Source organism: Microbacterium sp. UBA1097, assembly GCF_002313585.1.
In the GTDB taxonomy this organism is placed as follows: Bacteria; Actinomycetota; Actinomycetes; order Actinomycetales; family Microbacteriaceae; genus Microbacterium.
Map to the genome: position 1 here is coordinate 1 of NZ_DCBW01000063.1, position 15,221 is coordinate 15,221.

At 68.3% G+C, this 15,221-nt stretch carries 14 protein-coding genes; 2 read left to right on the forward strand and 12 right to left on the reverse strand.

Annotated elements, in window-relative coordinates; translation table 11 throughout:
• Positions 1 to 16: 16 nt before the first annotated feature.
• The 11 genes from B4F19_RS15185 to B4F19_RS15235 all read right to left on the reverse strand — a co-directional run bounded on the left by B4F19_RS15185 (position 17) and on the right by B4F19_RS15235 (position 10,154).
• Entirely contained in the window at positions 17 to 826 is an 810-nt protein-coding gene (locus B4F19_RS15185) for a siderophore-interacting protein (RefSeq protein ID WP_292736044.1), read from the reverse strand.
• 27 nt (positions 827 to 853) lie between these two features.
• A complete protein-coding gene (locus B4F19_RS15190) occupies positions 854 to 1,588 on the reverse strand; it encodes an ABC transporter ATP-binding protein (protein ID WP_292736047.1) in 735 nt (244 codons plus the stop codon).
• Between the two features lie 19 nt (positions 1,589 to 1,607).
• Entirely contained in the window at positions 1,608 to 2,600 is a 993-nt protein-coding gene (locus B4F19_RS15195; RefSeq protein WP_292736050.1) for an iron chelate uptake ABC transporter family permease subunit, read from the reverse strand.
• Entirely contained in the window at positions 2,597 to 3,595 is a 999-nt protein-coding gene (locus tag B4F19_RS15200; RefSeq protein WP_292736052.1) for an ABC transporter permease, read from the reverse strand. Before B4F19_RS15200 ends, B4F19_RS15195 begins: the two co-directional genes overlap by 4 nt.
• Before the next feature lie 31 nt (positions 3,596 to 3,626).
• Positions 3,627 to 4,652: a siderophore ABC transporter substrate-binding protein gene (locus B4F19_RS15205; protein WP_292736055.1), complete on the reverse strand. Its 1,026-nt coding sequence runs from the start codon at positions 4,650 to 4,652 to the stop codon at positions 3,627 to 3,629.
• A 104-nt stretch (positions 4,653 to 4,756) separates the two neighbouring features.
• Positions 4,757 to 5,983, reverse strand: coding sequence for an ornithine--oxo-acid transaminase (rocD, locus tag B4F19_RS15210; RefSeq protein WP_292736059.1), 1,227 nt, complete (start codon positions 5,981 to 5,983; stop codon positions 4,757 to 4,759).
• Complete coding sequence (ddaH, locus tag B4F19_RS15215; protein ID WP_347425157.1) at positions 5,980 to 6,867, reverse strand: dimethylargininase; 888 nt, start codon at positions 6,865 to 6,867, stop codon at positions 5,980 to 5,982. The genes rocD and ddaH overlap by 4 nt, the downstream gene beginning before the upstream one ends.
• 233 nt (positions 6,868 to 7,100) lie before the next feature.
• A complete protein-coding gene (locus tag B4F19_RS15220; RefSeq protein ID WP_228178385.1) occupies positions 7,101 to 8,135 on the reverse strand; it encodes an NAD(P)-dependent alcohol dehydrogenase in 1,035 nt (344 codons plus the stop codon).
• Positions 8,132 to 8,368, reverse strand: a complete 237-nt coding sequence (locus B4F19_RS15225; RefSeq protein ID WP_228178384.1) for a helix-turn-helix transcriptional regulator — start codon at positions 8,366 to 8,368, stop codon at positions 8,132 to 8,134. The genes B4F19_RS15220 and B4F19_RS15225 overlap by 4 nt, the downstream gene beginning before the upstream one ends.
• On the reverse strand, positions 8,368 to 8,802 hold the full coding sequence (locus tag B4F19_RS15230) for a hypothetical protein (RefSeq protein ID WP_228178383.1): 435 nt from the start codon (positions 8,800 to 8,802) through the stop codon (positions 8,368 to 8,370). Before B4F19_RS15230 ends, B4F19_RS15225 begins: the two co-directional genes overlap by 1 nt.
• A 104-nt stretch (positions 8,803 to 8,906) precedes the next feature.
• On the reverse strand, positions 8,907 to 10,154 hold the full coding sequence (locus tag B4F19_RS15235; RefSeq protein ID WP_228178382.1) for an FAD-binding protein: 1,248 nt from the start codon (positions 10,152 to 10,154) through the stop codon (positions 8,907 to 8,909).
• 70 nt (positions 10,155 to 10,224) lie between these two features.
• Between B4F19_RS15235 and B4F19_RS15240 the strand changes: the two genes are divergently transcribed.
• Both B4F19_RS15240 and B4F19_RS15245 read left to right on the forward strand, forming a co-directional pair.
• Positions 10,225 to 10,497 (forward strand): DUF6412 domain-containing protein, encoded by a 273-nt coding sequence (locus B4F19_RS15240; protein WP_228178381.1) that lies wholly within the window; start codon positions 10,225 to 10,227, stop codon positions 10,495 to 10,497.
• A 125-nt stretch (positions 10,498 to 10,622) separates the two neighbouring features.
• Positions 10,623 to 11,363, forward strand: a complete 741-nt coding sequence (locus tag B4F19_RS15245) for a YidC/Oxa1 family membrane protein insertase (protein WP_292736064.1) — start codon at positions 10,623 to 10,625, stop codon at positions 11,361 to 11,363.
• A 62-nt stretch (positions 11,364 to 11,425) separates the two neighbouring features.
• Here the strand turns inward: B4F19_RS15245 and B4F19_RS15250 are convergent, their stop codons facing one another.
• Positions 11,426 to 15,151 carry a bifunctional proline dehydrogenase/L-glutamate gamma-semialdehyde dehydrogenase gene (locus B4F19_RS15250; protein ID WP_292736067.1) on the reverse strand — a complete coding sequence of 1,242 codons (3,726 nt, stop codon included), beginning with the start codon at positions 15,149 to 15,151 and terminating at the stop codon, positions 11,426 to 11,428.
• Positions 15,152 to 15,221: the final 70 nt, after the last annotated feature.

The following is a 15,221-nucleotide window of genomic DNA, read 5'->3' on the forward strand; positions in this document are numbered from 1 at the left end:
TCGCTGCATAGAACAACTAGAGCGGGGCGTGGTACTCGCTCTCGCCACGCTTCCAATAGCCCTTCACGGTGATCCGCGAGGACTCCAGTCCCCACTTCTCGATCAGCAGCGCCCGGGCGGGCTTCACGATCGACTGCTCGGCGGCGACGAAGGCGAAGACATCCCCCTCGGGCCGGTCCCCCACGGCGGCGAGGGCATCGGTGAGCACCTCACCCTCGGCTCGTCCGTCACGATGCAGCTGACGAACAGTGACCCCCGCGGGCGCGGTGACCGGCAACTCGCGGTCGGCATCGGGAACCTCGACGAGGATCGTGCCGGTCGCGTCCTCGGACATCAGCGCCGCGAAGCGACGGATGGCGGGGACGGCAGTCTCGTCACCGGCCAGGAACCAGGCATCCGGTGCGCCCTCGATCACGAGCGACCCGCGCGGGCCGCCGATGACAGCGGGCGAACCGAGCGGCGCGGTCGCCGCCCACTCCGCCGCGATCCCACGCTCGCCCGGACCACCGTGGATGACGAACTCCAGCTCGAGCCAGCCTTCACCCCACTCGAACGGGGTGTACTCGCGACTGGGGGTACGGCGTAGCTGCTCGGGATCGGTGACCGGTTCGTCGGGGAAGAAGATGCGCAGGTGGTCGTCGCTTCCGAGCGACTGGAACCCGGCGAGGTCCTCACCCGTCACGCGGACGCGGACGTACGTGTCGGTCTGCCAGGTCCGCTCGGCGAGCACCACGGAGCGCATCCGCAGGTCCAGCGGCGTCCGCACGAGGGCGAAGCTCTGCGAGGCAGCGCCCTCGGCGCTCTGGGTCTCTGTGCCAGCTGTCATGATCTGTCTCTTTCGTCGTCAGTTTTCTCAGGTCCACAACACGATGCGACGGTCGGCGACCGTGGCGACCGTGGCGGGCGTGTCATAGAGGTCTTCCAGGCATTCCTGGGTGATCACGTCGTCGACCGGGCCGTGCTCGACGACACGTCCGTCCCGCATCGCGACGATCTGATCGGCGTAGGCGGCGGCGACGTTGATGTCGTGCATGACGATGACGACGGTCATACCCCGTTCGTCCGCCAGCTGACGCACGAGCTTCATCAGACCGACGCCGTGACGCGGATCGAGGTTGTTCAGCGGCTCATCCAACAGCAGGTGCGAGGTGTCCTGCGCGATGGCCATCGCGACGAACGCCCGCTGACGCTGACCACCGGATAACTCGTCGAGGTACCGCGTACGCACGGCGCCGAGATCTAGCAGGTCGATCGCACGTTCCACGTGTGATCGATCCTCGTCCGCCCGGCCGGAGCCGCCGTGGGGGTAGCGCCCGTACGCGACGAGGTCCTGCACGCTCAACCGGATCGCGAGGTGGTTGTCCTGCTTCAGGATGGCGAGGGCCCGCGCGATCTCACGAGACTTCGTCGTCGCGACATCCCGCCCGTCTATCGTGATGGTTCCCTCGTCAGGCGACATCAGTCGGCCGATCGCCGAGAGCAGGGTCGACTTGCCGGCCCCGTTGGGCCCGATGATCGCCGTCACGCCGGGGCCGATCGAGGCGGTGACGTTGTCGACCGCGACGAAGCTGCCGTGTCGTCTGGTCACCGACGAGGTCTGGATCACGTCAACGCGCCTTTCCGAGGAGTACCAGGATGAGGAAGAACAGCCCACCCGCGAATTCGATGACCACGGGCAGTTCGGTGCCGAAGCCGAGCAGCCGATCCAGGATCAGCTGCCCTCCGACGAGCGTGATCAGCCCGATGAACCATGCGGCGGGGATGCTGAGCAGGTGACGGTGCCCGACGAGACCGTACGCGATGTTGGCGACGAGCAGGCCGAAGAAGGTCACCGGCCCGACGAGGGCCGTCGAGGCGGCGACCATCGCCCCGATCGCCACGATCGCGTGCATCGAGATCCGACGCGTCTCGACCCCGAGTGAGATCGCGGTGGGCTCTCCGAGTGAGACCACATCAAGCGCTCGTCGCAGCGGCCAGAGGGAGCCCAGCGCGAGAACGACGATGACCGCCGTGGGGATGAGCAACTGCCGGTTGACCGACGTGAAGCTCGCGAACGCAAGGTTCTGCACGACCGCGAACGTGTCCGGATCGAGCAGCCGCTGCAGGAACGCGGTCACCGAGCGCAGCATCACCCCGAGCACGAGACCCGCCAGCACGACGACGTGCAGATCATGGCGCCCACGCACGAAGAGCCACCAATAGAGGGCGACCACCACACCGCCGGTGAGCACGAGTTCGACGAGCCAGGATGCCTCGGCCGGCGCCGAGACGAGGATCGCCGGGCCGATCGCGAAGACCGTGAGCACCTGGATGGCGAGGAACACCGCGTCGAAGCCCATGATCCCCGGTGTCAGGATCCGGTTCTGAGTGATCGTCTGGAAGAGAATGGTCGCCCCGCCGATGGCGGCGGCCGCGATCGCCATCGCCGCCACGGTCCGGGTGCGAAGCCCCAGCGCGTACTCCCACTTGCCGGGCAGATCCGTGAACACGAAGACGAGGATCAGCACCAGTGCGATGATGCCGACCAGCAGCATCCTCGTCCCGCTCTTGTGCGTGAGGTTCCGCAGCGCGCGCGCGCGCGTCGTCAGGACCCTAGTCATCGACTCACCCCCGCTCGGGAGCCGCGACGCCGGGCCCTCGCACGGAACGTGCGGGTGCGGGATGAGTCGGTGCCGAGCAGCATCCAGAGGAAGACCACGCCCCCGAGAACACCCATCACGATCGCGATCGGGATTTCGAACGGGAACCGCACGGCGCGACCGATGATGTCGCTCAGCAGCACGAGCGCCGCCCCGAGGAGCGCGACCAGCGGAACGGCCCGGCGCATGTTGTCGCCCCAGATCCGACTCACGATGTTCGGGACGATGAGGCCCAAGAACGGCAGCGCTCCGACGATCACCAGCATCGTCCCCGAGACGATGGCGATGATGACCACACCCAGGGCCATCACCCACCGCACATCGAGCCCGAGACCGCGCGCGGTCTCGTCGCCGAGCCCCGCGATGGTGAACCGGTCCGCGGCGATCCACGCGATGAGGGCTGCCCCTGCGGCGACGTAGAGCATCTCGTATCGGCCTCGTGTGATTCCCGAGAAGTCGCCGACACTCCAGCTGAGCAGTTCTTGCAGCACGTCCGCCCGGTAGGCGAAGAACGTCGTCACGGCGCCGATGATCCCGGAATAGAGAATGCCCACGATCGGCACCAGCACGCTCGACCGACTCGGGATGCGGCGACTGAGCGCCAGGAATCCGATGACACCGATCAGAGCACCCAGCGAGGCGAAGGCGGCCTTCCCCCACATCGGAAGACCGGGAATGGTGAGGAGCACGACCAGGAGCGCGAGGCTCGCGGCATCCGTGGCTCCCGTCGTCCCCGGCTCGACGAATCGATTGCGGGTCAGGATCTGCATGATCAGCCCCGTGATCGCGAGAGCACAACCGGCCAGGATCAGCGCGATGGTGCGCGGCAGACGACTTGCGAGCAGGATGAACGGGTCGAGCTCGGCGACGCCGAGAGAAATCGACAATGTCGCGAGCGCGGCCACGACGGCCACACCCGCGACGATTGTCAGGGTGGGTGAGGGGCGCTTCAGCACGCGCCCCCCACAGGGGATGTCACGATCTCACTCAGCCGACGACGACGTCAGCGATTTCGGTGAGGACGTTCTGCATCGCGGTCAGACCGTTGATGACGATGTACAGCTCGCTCGCGGGCAGGTAGACGATGTGCCCCTCTTGGGCAGCCGTCGTACGAGCGACCAGTTCGTTGTCGAGGGTCTCGGCAGCGGTGGAGCCGTCGCCGACAGCGGCACCGCGGTCGAACGCGATGATCCAGTCCGGGTTGGCAGTCAGAAGGAACTCGTTCGTCACGGTGTCGCCGTGCGGGGAACCCTCGACGCCGGGAAGGTCCGCCGCCACGACGGCCGGAGTGAAGCCCAGGACGTCATAGAAATAGCCGAAACGCGAGCCCTCACCGAAAGCACCGTACTCACCGCCCGAGACGGACAGCACGAGCGCGGTGCCGTCGGCGGCGGATTCGATATCGGCCTCTAGAGCGTTGATACGCTCCGCAGCCTCGGCGACCGCGTCCTCGGCGCCGAAGATCTCACCGAGCTGCTCGGCGCGCTCCAGGCCCGCGGTGGGGTCGAACTTTCCGGCGAAGGCGGCGGTCAGGTCGATCGTGGTCGAGATCTCGGCGAGCTCGTCGTAAGCCCCTGTGCTGCGTGCAGCGGTGACGATGAGGTCGGGGTCGAGCTCTGCAACGGCCTCATAGTCGGGCTCGAAAAGGGTCCCGACCTTGGGCAGATCGGCGTACTGCGAGAGATAGTCCGGCAGCGGGATCTCGGGGATGCCGACCACGGTGTCGCCCGCACCGATGGCGTCGAGCGTGTCGAGGGTCGCGATGTCGAAGGTCACGACCGCCGTGGGCTGGTACGGGACCTCGACCGCGCCGCGGGCGACCTCGGTGTCCTCTTGGAACGTGGACTCACCGTCGGACTCGACGAGCACCAGCGTGGGTTGCGCGTTCGCGACCATCACGGAGTCAGCGCTGTCGGCGGAATCGGCACCCGGGTCATCCGTCGCACACGCGGTGAGCGCGAGAGCGAGAGCGGCGAGTCCGGCAATGGGTACTGGGATGCGTGACGAAGACATATAGGTAAGCCTAGCCTAACTGACTCCGCGGCTTACAACCCGGTGGGACTGGAGCTGCGCGCAGCGCCGAATGGTGCAGTGTTGCGAGGCTCGACGAGAGGCGGTCAGTGCCCGAGGACGAACCGCAGCTGTTCGAGCGCCCAGTCGATCTCGGTGGCACGGATGACGAGGGGCGGTGCGATCCGGATGGTCTGACCGTGCGTGTCCTTGACGAGCACGCCGCGGGAGAGGAGCCGCTCGGCCACCTCTCGCCCGGTGCCGACGTGCGGATCGATGTCGATGCCTGCCCAGAGCCCCGCGACGCGGATCGCCGTCACCCCGTGTCCCACGAGGTCCGAAAGGCGCGACTCGAGGTGCTCCCCGAGCGCGCGAGCCCGCTCCTGGAACTCACCGGTCGAGAGCATCTCGACGACCCGCTCACCGATCGCCGCGGCAAGCGGGTTCCCACCGAAGGTCGAGCCGTGCTCGCCGGGACGGATGACGCCGAGGACGTCGTTGTTCGCCACCACCGCCGAGAGGGGCAGGATGCCGCCGCCGAGTGCCTTTCCGAGCAGGTAGATGTCCGGTACGACCTGCTCGCGATCGCACGCGAAGGTCTCACCCACCCGGCCGAGCCCCGCCTGGATCTCGTCAGCAATGAGCAGCACGTCGTGGCGATCACAGATCTCCCGGACCTCCCGCAGGTAGCCCTCCGGCGGAATGACGACGCCGGCCTCGCCCTGGATCGGTTCGAGGAGTACCGCCGCGGTGTTCTCGTCGATCGCCGCCTCGATGGCGGCGGCGTCCCCGAACGGAACCTGCGCAAATCCCCCACTGTAGGGCCCGAAAGCGTCCCTCGCGGCGGGGTCATCGGAGAACCCGACGATCGTGATGGTGCGGCCGTGGAAGTTCCCGCCCGCGACGATCACGCGTGCTGCGTCCGCGGGGATGCCCTTGACCCGATACCCCCATGCCCGCGCGACCTTGATGCCCGTCTCGACGGCCTCGGCGCCGGTGTTCATCGGAAGCACCATGTCTTTGCCGGCGAGCTTCGCGAGCGCCGCAGCGAAGGTTCCGAGCTTGTCGTTGTGGTACGCCCGGCTCGTGAGGGTCAACCGTTCCAACTGCTCCCGGGCAACGGCGAGCAGAGCCGGATGCCCGTGCCCGAAGTTCAACGCCGAGTACGCCGACAGCAGGTCCAGGTAGCGCTTGCCCTCGACATCCGTCACCCACACTCCCTCGCCGCGGGAGATCACGACCGGCAGCGGGTGGTAGTTGTGGGCGAGGTGCTCGTCTTCTGCCCGGATGATCTCGAGCGTGGTCGCGTCGATGGAGATCTGGTCGGCGCTCATGACTCGTCCCGCTTCGCCCGCAGCTCGAGGGTGCAGCACTTGATCCCGCCGCCGCCGAGGAGCAGCTCAGACAGGTCGATGAGCACCGGGTTATAGCCGCGCTCTCGCAACTGCGCCTCGAAACCGGTAGCCCGCGGCGAGATGAACACGTTGTAGCCATCGCTGGCCGAGTTCAATCCGAACACCGCGCCGTCGGCATCCGAGACCCGGATCGCGTCGGGGAAGCGCTCGGCGAGGATCCGCTGGCTGGCCTCATCGAAGGCACCCGGCAGGTAGGCGATGTTCGCGGCATCCGGCCCGCCCTGGGCCGCGCCGATGACCGGATCGAGCACCGAGATCGCCGTGTCGAGGTGATAGAAGCGCGGGTCGGTGAGAGTCAGCGAGATGACCTCCCTGCCGAAAACCTCGCCGACCTCACGGTGGCTGTCGCCGGTCGAGCGGAACCCAGTACCCGCGAGGATGACGTCACCCGCGAGCAGGAAGTCGCCCTCGCCCTCGTTGACTTCCTCGGGGATGACGGTCTCGAATCCTGCGGCGCGGAACCAGTCGATGAAGTGGCGCTCCTCGCCGGCGCGCTCAGCGAACCGGAACTTCGGCGCATAGGCGATGCCGTCGATGATGAACCCGCCGTTGGCCGTGTAGACCATGTCGGGAAGCCCCTCGGCGGGGTCGATCAGCTCGACCTCGTGCCCGAGCTCGAGGTAGGTGTCGTAGAGCACCTGCCACTGCGCCACGGCCTTGGCGGTGTCGGTGGGCTTGGCGGGCTCCATCCACGGGTTGATCGTGTAGCTGACCGTGAAGTGCTCGGGGCGGCACATCAGGTAGCGGCGGCGCTGAGCCGTGCGGGTCGGTGCGGCGTTCGGTGCGGGCGTCGTAGTCGTCACGTCGTTCTCCTGGAGAGTGCGGCTGGCGGACGCTGTCCAGAGGCCCGGCGGAGCAGAAAGATGCCGGCGACACGGGCACGCCGGACTCTATTCTCGCACGATCGTCGCCATCGGCCGAGGGATCGGCCCCGCGGTGCGGCTAACTCCTCAACGTTGACCCCCGCGAGGTAGTTCGGGAGCTCGACCGGGCGAATCTAACGAGGGGTTGAGGAGTTAGCCACGGCGCGAGAGCGCTACTCGACCGCCACGACAACCTTGCCCACAGCATGTCCCGCGTCCACGTGCGCGAGCGCGTCGCGTGCCGCGTCCAACGAGTACGTCCGTTCGATCACGGGACGGATGCTGCCACGATCAGTCAGCTCCAGCAGCTGCGCCAGGATCTCAGGTCTCGCGGTGGCGGCGAGGGAACGGATGCGGCGGCGGCGCCGCGACAGGAAGGCAGCTTTCAGCATCCGCCCCATGGGTCCGAGGATCTTCCCCCCAGCGCCCGAGACGAGCACGACGGTCCCGCCCTCCCGGAGCAGACCGCGCAACGTGGCGAGCGGAGCGGTGCCGGCGATGTCGATGACCGCGTCGAAGCTCGCCGGGGGGAGCTCGGGCGCGCCGGGCTGCACCTGTCGGTAGTCGAACGTGTGGGCCGCGCCGAGGCCGGTCACGAGGCCGAGCGCTCGCTCGCCGGCGAGAGCCCACACCTCGGCGCCGCGCTCGGCGGCAAGCTGCACGGTGTACGTGCCGACGCCTCCCGACGCCCCGATCACCAGGACGCGGCTTCCTGAGTGGACGCCGGCGGCATCCAGCGCCTGCCAGGCCGTACCGCCCGAAACCGGGAGCGCGGCCGCGACCGCCGGCGAGATCCGGGCGGGGCGGCTGACCGCGCGGGCGGCGGGTATGATCGCATACTCGGCGAGGCCCCCACCCACACCGATCTCGGCCACCACCTCGTCACCGATCCGAAAGCCCGTCACGGCCGCTCCCATCGCGACCACCGTGCCTGCGACATCTATCCCTCGCGTGGCAGTCCGCGGGCGACGGATGCCGAAAGCGAGCCGCACGAGTGCGGGGTCGCCACGCATCAGTCGTGCGTCGCCGGCATGGATGCCGCACGCGCGCACCCGCAGGAGGAGGTCCGCGGGACCGGGCGTCGGCACCGGGACCCGGACAGGTTCAACGGTCTCCGGACCGCCGTAGCGCTGCTGGGCCCAGGCCCGCATCGTCTCGTTCGGCACGTGGGGTGCCGCCGATTCGGCCATGGGAGGGTTCGTCGTCATGCTGACACTCCGTCCGGGGCATCCGTCGGGTACTCGAAGAGATCGTCGATCGTCATGCCAAACAGCCGCGAGAGCTGAAAGGCGAGTTCGAGCGACGGGGAGTACTTGCCCTGCTCGATCGCGATGAGCGTCTGGCGGGTGACTCCGATGTGGCGGGCCACCTCGGCCTGAGTCATCCCGGCAGCTTCCCGCGTCGCGCGAATCGTGTTGGTGATTCTTGTCGGCTTGACCATTACGGCATCCCTCGGCGGTAAACGACGATGCGGGCGATGCCGCCGATGAACGCGGACAGGAAAAAGCCGAAGAAGACCGCGTTGCCGATCCAGAACCACTCGGCCTGCACCATCGCCAGGATGAGCGCTGCCAGCCCACCGATGACCAGAAAGGCCTGTCCGACGCGGTCGCCGAGGTGCTCGATCTCCCGGTCACGCTGGTCGGCGCGGTGCTCCTCGTCGGGGTCGCGCATGCCCGCGCCGATACCCCACAGGATGCTGATCACGATCGAAACCACGATGGCACCGGCGATCGTCCAGACCATCGGCCACTGCCAGGCGATCTCTCCTATGGGGGTGGTCCCTAGCTGGGGCAGCACCAGCACCAGGTACACAGCGGTTCCCGCAGCACTTGCAATCAGTTGCGACCAGGTATTTCTCTCGACGTATCCCATGTCGACTCCTCGAGCTTGAATGTATAGAATGTTTGACATCTCCGAGCGTAGAGTCGCGAGGCATCCGTGTCAAGTTTTCTTTACATATCGCTGGCGCTCACGTGTCAGGCTAAGCCGAGGCGCGAGAGGTAGTCGTTGGTGAACCTGCCGCGGGGGTCCATCCGCGCACGCAGCGCCGCGAACTCGTCCCACCGCGGGTACCGACTGCGGATGCGGTCAGCATCCATCGTGAAGACCTTGCCCCAGTGTGGCCGCGCCGACTCGGGTAGAGCGTCTTCGATTCGGGGTAGGAGCCCCTCGACCCCCGCTACGTCAGGTCGCCACGTGAAGTGAAGACCGACGGTCTCCCGCCCGAACGCGGGACTCAGCCACAGGTCGTCAGCCGCCATCTCGCGCACTTCGCAGACATAGAGCAGCGGGGCGATCTCCGGCGCGAGGCTGCGCAATACGTCGATCGCGGCGAGACCATCGCGCCGGTCGATGAGGTATTCGCTCTGCAGTTCCGCGCCAGCCGATGGCGTGAACTCGAGCCGGAAGTGCGGCAGCCGGGAGTGCCACGGACCGGGCACCCCGCCCTGCACCGTGCAGGGCTCGGGCCCCACGCCGGGAACCGGATGCCGCGGCCCGTCCGCCTCGCGTCCACCCGCTGCGAGCACGGCGTCGGCATTGGCTCGCCCCGGACGCGCCTTGACCCAGATCTGGTCGATCGTGTCGGCATCCTGCCAGCTGGTGAACAGGCTGACGCTGTCTCCCGCGCCCGTGATCGCGTCGAACCCTGCGAGCACGTCGTCCCAGCGGGCGCCGTCGTAGACCGTCTGCGCGATCTCGTATGCCGGTTCGAGCTCAAGCGTCAGATGCGTGACGATACCGAGCGCGCCGAGTGCCACGACCGCTCCGTCGAACTGCGGATCACCGCGTCGCAGGGTCAGCGCCCCGCCGTCGGCGGTCACCATCTCGACGCCGAGCACCTGCGTGGCGAGCGACCCGATCCGATCCCCCGACCCGTGCGTCCCGGTCTGCACAGCGCCGGCGACCGAGATGTGCGGCAGCGACGCGAGATTGGCGAGCGCAAACCCGGCGGCATCGAGGGCGGGCACCAGGTCGCCGTGCCGCAGCCCCGCCGATACCCGGGCTGTAGCGGCATCGGTGTCGACCTCGATCTCGTGCGGCATCCTCGCGAGCGACACGAGTGTTCCGTCCGTGTCGGCGATGGGGCTGAACGAGTGGCGACTACCGAGCGCCCGGACCCCCGGAGTCCGGGCGACGATGTCGGAGAGCTCGCGGAGGCTCGCGGGCTCCCGCACCGCCGCCGCCCGATACGTGAGATTCCCCGCCCAGTTCTTTTCGGCCATGCCCCCATTCCAGCACGCGCATGCCACGCAGCGCGGTGTTACCGTGTGACTGACGAGAGGAGGCCGACGGATGCGTAACGCGACCGCTGCGCTGCTCGCCCTCATCCTCTCAACGCTCGGCCTGCTGACGCTCGCCGATGCGAACACCGTGACGCTCGCGGTTGTCGTCGTCACCACCATCGCGCTCGCGGTCCTCGCCCTCCACGCGATCGCCCGCCCGAGCTCGGCCCGGCAACGGCTTACCCGAGCCGGCCGACAGATCGATCCCTCCGCGCTCGTGGAGCAGAGCGACCCGGATGCCGAGGGTCACGCCCGCCCGAGGGCGCCGGGACTCGCGGCCTAGGCCGCACCCGTTCGTTCACCTCCTCCGGGGTTCACGCACGCCCCCCTCACGGCGTGCAGCCGGACGTTCGACGACCCTGCGGCCAGACGCACCCGCATCCGTCATCGACTTACCGGGAGTCCGCCGTGGACCTGTTCGCCTTTCCTCCGTTCGCCTTTCTTCTCGACACCACCTACCGAACCCTCATGGGCCTGTCTGCCCTCCTCAGCCCGGTCGCGGGAGCTGCCTCCGCCGCCCTCGCGATCGTCATCATCACCCTCTTCGTCCGCGCCGCGCTCATTCCCGCCGGCATAGCCCAGGCCCGCTCTGAGCAGGTGCGCATGCAAATTACTCCCCGACTGCGCGAGATACAGAAGCGGTTCCGAAAGAACCCCGAGCGGATGCAGCGCGAGATGATGCAGCTGTATCGCGATGAGAACACCTCACCGCTTGCCGGCATCCTGCCCGCCCTGATCCAGGCGCCGATCGTCGGCCTGATCTACGCCGTGTTCCTCCGGAGCATCGTCGGTAACCATCCGAACGACCTGCTGACCGAGCATCTCTTCGGCGTATCTCTCGGTACGAGCCTCGTGGGGTCCGCCGGCGCCTTCTCGGTCGAGACGGCTGTCGTGTTCGGCACGCTCATGGTGCTGATGGCAGCAGTCGCCGAGGTCACGCGGCGCATTTTCCGCCCGGCGGTTCCCGCAGAGCCGGATGCCTCGCCCTTGGCATCCGGCGGCGTGCAGCGTGCGCTCGGGTTCTTGCCGTACCTGTCCGTCGTGTTCGCGGCGTTCGTGCCACTGGCCGCCGCGCTCTATCTCGCCGTGACAGTCACTTGGACGCTCGGCCAGCGCTGGGTTCTGCGGCGTCGCTACCCGCTCGAGTGATGTCGCGTTCGCAACGGCGCCGCGTTACGCAGAATCTGCGCCGTTGCGACCACCATCGCCCCTCAGATGACGTCCGCCGACCACGCGTCGGGGTTGCCGAAGCGGTGGGCGGTGATGGTGATCGACTGCTCGTGCAGGAACGGGAGCAGCTCGATGCGGCCCGCCGTTGTCACCTCGTTGTCATAGATCGCGACATCCGGGTCTCCGCCGACGGCCTCGGCGAGCGCGGAATGCAATGCCGAGACGGCGTCGGCGCCGCCGACCAAGCGCACCCGGGGCGGGCGGGTCGGCCTGGGCTCGCCGGCGACGGCATCCGCGACATCCTGCTCGGGACGAGCGACGCGGTCGAGCCACTCGTCCTCGGTCTCGACGAAGACGTTCACGTCCTGGTCGCTGAGCGCTCGACGCACCGCCGCGGGCAGGCCGACAGGAGCACTGACGGTCGTCGTCGACCCAGTGCGGATGCCGGCAAGGATGACGCGCAGCAGCGCCTGCCACGTCGCATCCCCCGTCGCCCGGATCGCGACCTCGACGGGCCGGTAGCGGAAGAGGTTGCGCTCCACGCCCAGCCGCGAGACATCCGTCACCCGCCCGAACTCCTCGTTCCAGGCGACCGCGTCCGAGAGCGCGGCGCGGCGAAGCCACTCGAACGCGGGGTAATCGAGTGATGCCTGGGCAGCCTCGATCACCGTCGTGATGCGCGAATCGAGACCACGCAAGTGCAGCGTGGACGAGGGGGCACCGGCATCCGTCCCCCGCCACTTCCCGAGGCCGATGAGGTAATTCGGTCCGCCGGCCTTCGTGCCGGGACCGACCGACGAGCGCTTCCAGCCACCGAACGGCTGCCGCTGCACGATCGCGCCCGTGATCCCGCGGTTCACATAGAGGTTGCCCGCCTCGACGCGGTCGAGCCACATCGCGAGGTCGTCGGGGTTCTGGGTATACAGACCCGCCGTGAGTCCGTACGCGACGGCGTTCTGGAGTTCGATCGCGTGCCCGAGGGAGTTCGCGTGCATGATCCCGAGCACGGGCCCGAAAAACTCCTCCAGGTGCACGCGCGACCCGGGCTGCACCCCGACACGGATGCCGGGACGGAAGAACCGGCCGGCATACTCAGGCCCGACATCCAGCGGCTCGGGCCTGACGAGCCACTGCTCGCCCTCGTCGAGGGTGGTCAGAGCCCACTGCAGCTTTCCGCGTGGCGGTTCGATGACCGGCCCCATCTCGGAGCGCGGATCGGTCGGCGGTCCTACCCGCAGCGAAGTCGCGGCATCCACAAGCTGACGCGCGAAGCGCTCCGAGCGCCCGACGGGGCCGACGAGGATCGCGAGCGACGCCGCGGAGCACTTCTGACCCGCGTGTCCGAAGGCGCTCTTGATGAGATCGGATGCCGCGAGGTCCAGATCCGCAGACGGCATGATCACCATCGCGTTCTTGCCGCTCGTTTCGGCGAGCAGCGGCAGGTCGGGGCGCCAGGAGCGGAAGAGAGATGCCGTTTCGAAGGAGCCGGTCAGGATGACGCGATCGACATCCGGGTGCGAGACCAGCTGCTGCCCGAGGCCGCCCTCGTCGATGTCGACCAGGGCGAGGACGTCCCGCGGAACGCCTGCCGACCACAGCGCCTCGGCTACTACTGCCGCGCAGCGCCTCGCCTGCGGCGCCGGCTTGAAGATCACTCCGGAGCCCGCGGCGAGCGCAGCAAGCACTCCGCCCGCGGGTATCGCGATCGGGAAGTTCCACGGTGGGGTGACGACGGTCACCCGCGCGGGCACGAAGACCGCACCGCTCACCCGATCGAGTTCCCTCGCCGTTGCGGCGTAGTAGTTGGCGAAGTCGACAGCCTCGCTCACCTCGACGTCAGCCTCGGCGAACACCTTGCCCGTCTCGGATCCGGCGACCTCGATCAGCTCACCGCGCCGGGCCCCCAGTGCCCGGGCCGCCGCCTGCAGCACCGCCGACCGGTCTGCTGCCGGCATCGCGCCCCACCGAGGCGCCGCGTCGCGAACACCCGCAATGATCTTTTCGAGCCGCTCGGCATCCGTGACCCGGGATGCCTCGATCGTGTCATCCCCCGCCGTCGAGACCGGCATGCGCTCGAGAACCTGCCTGGCCCACTCGCGGTTCGCCGGGAGTGCCGGGTCGGTGTCACGCGCGTTTCGGAACCCCGGCGCGCCGGCTGCGACTCCGTCAGACTCGGTCGCGGAATAGATCGCCGTCTCGACGTACTCAACGCCACCGAAGCGGGCGATGCCATCGTCGGATGCCGCGGAGCTGGCGATCCCGAGCACGGCCTGGGTCAAACCTCCGGCCCGGGGCGGCGGGGAGTCGCGAAGAATACGTGGTTCGGCGGCCCCGTCTGCGTCTTGCTCGTCCGCGCGGTTCTGGCGGCGGTTGGGTCCGGTCGGAAGCCCGGGATCGGCGGCGCGCTCGAGGGATGCGACGAAACGATCCCGCTCCCGCTCGAACAGCGCAGGATCGTCGGCGAGGTCGAACGCTGCCGACAAGAAGTTCTCACTCGACGCGTTCTCTTCGAGCCGGCGCACGAGATAGCTGATCGCGACATCGAACTCCTGCGGGTGCACGACCGGCACGTACAGGAGCACGTGTCCGACCTCGCGGGAGATCGCCGCGACCTGGCCCTGCGCCATGCCGAGGAGCATCTCGATCTCGATGTCCTCGCGTACTCCCCGCTCGCCCGCGAGCAGCCACGCGTAGGCGATGTCGAACAGGTTGTGCCCTGCGACGCCGAGCCTCACGGCATCCGTGTTCTTCGGCTGCAGCGCCTCGTCGAGGCAGCGCAGATAGTTCGCGTCGGCGTCGACCTTGCGGTCGTAGGTTGCCAGCGACCAGTCGTGCATGATCGCATCGACGCGCTCCATCGCGAGGTTCGCGCCCTTGACGAGCCGGATCTTGATGCGAGCACCACCATCAGCCACCCGCTGGCGCGCCCACGCGGTCAGCTCTCGCAGCGCCGGCAGGGCATCGGGCAGATAAGCCTGCAGCACGATCCCCGCCTCGAGATCGCGGAGCCGCTCATCTTCGAGGATCCGAGTGAACACCGCGATCGTGAGGTCGAGGTCGCGGTACTCCTCCATGTCGAGGTTGATGAAGGTGCGGCCGCCGTTCTCGGGGAGTCCCGCCGCCGCGGTGAGGTACAGCGGCGTGAGGCGCTCGACGACGGCATCCACGATCTCATCGAAGGCCCACATCGAGATGTGACTCGCGATCGCCGAGACCTTCACCGAGACGTAGTCGACATCGGGCCGACGGATGAGGTCGTGGATGCCCTCGAGTCGGCGCAGCGCCTCGCGCTCACCGAGCACTGCCTCGCCCAGCAGGTTGAGGTTCAGCTTGGCGCCGCCCTCGCGGAGCGCTGCTATTGCGGGGCCGAGCTTGTCGGGCCGTGCGTCGACGACGAGGTGCGAGACCATCTCGCGCAGGGCGCGGCGGGCTATCGGCACGACGGGGGAAGGGAGCACGGGCGCCACTGCCCCACCGACCTTGACGGCGCCGCGCAGGTACCACGGCAGGAACTCCGGCGCGAGCGGGGCGATCCGCGACAGCGTGGATGCCGCCGCCGTCAGACTCTCAGGGCGCATGACGCCGTCGACAAACCCAATCGTGAAGGACAGACCGTTCGGATCCTTGAGGACTCCGGCGAGGCGCTGCGCCGAGGCATCCGCGGGGAACTCGGCGGCTTCGGCGACCCAGCGTGCGGCGAGGTCGATCGCGCGCGGCGCCAGGTCGCCCGACGGCGCGGATGGCGCCGTGTCGGGGGTCTCCTGCATGCGATCAGCCTACGTCCGGACACACCGCAGAACAGGTTGCGCGGCGGCGGTCTTCTCGGGGTGTGGCTAA

Coding starts and splice junctions, on each gene's coding strand:
- B4F19_RS15185 (WP_292736044.1), bottom strand. CDS start 826: ATGACAGCTGGCACAGAGACCCAGAGCGCCGAGGGCGCTGCCTCGCAG.
- B4F19_RS15195 (WP_292736050.1), bottom strand. CDS start 2,600: ATGACTAGGGTCCTGACGACGCGCGCGCGCGCGCTGCGGAACCTCACG.
- B4F19_RS15205 (WP_292736055.1), bottom strand. CDS start 4,652: ATGTCTTCGTCACGCATCCCAGTACCCATTGCCGGACTCGCCGCTCTC.
- rocD (WP_292736059.1), bottom strand. CDS start 5,983: ATGAGCGCCGACCAGATCTCCATCGACGCGACCACGCTCGAGATCATC.
- B4F19_RS15220 (WP_228178385.1), bottom strand. CDS start 8,135: ATGACGACGAACCCTCCCATGGCCGAATCGGCGGCACCCCACGTGCCG.
- B4F19_RS15225 (WP_228178384.1), bottom strand. CDS start 8,368: ATGGTCAAGCCGACAAGAATCACCAACACGATTCGCGCGACGCGGGAA.
- B4F19_RS15230 (WP_228178383.1), bottom strand. CDS start 8,802: ATGGGATACGTCGAGAGAAATACCTGGTCGCAACTGATTGCAAGTGCT.
- B4F19_RS15235 (WP_228178382.1), bottom strand. CDS start 10,154: ATGGCCGAAAAGAACTGGGCGGGGAATCTCACGTATCGGGCGGCGGCG.
- B4F19_RS15240 (WP_228178381.1), top strand. CDS start 10,225: ATGCGTAACGCGACCGCTGCGCTGCTCGCCCTCATCCTCTCAACGCTC.
- B4F19_RS15250 (WP_292736067.1), bottom strand. CDS start 15,151: ATGCAGGAGACCCCCGACACGGCGCCATCCGCGCCGTCGGGCGACCTG.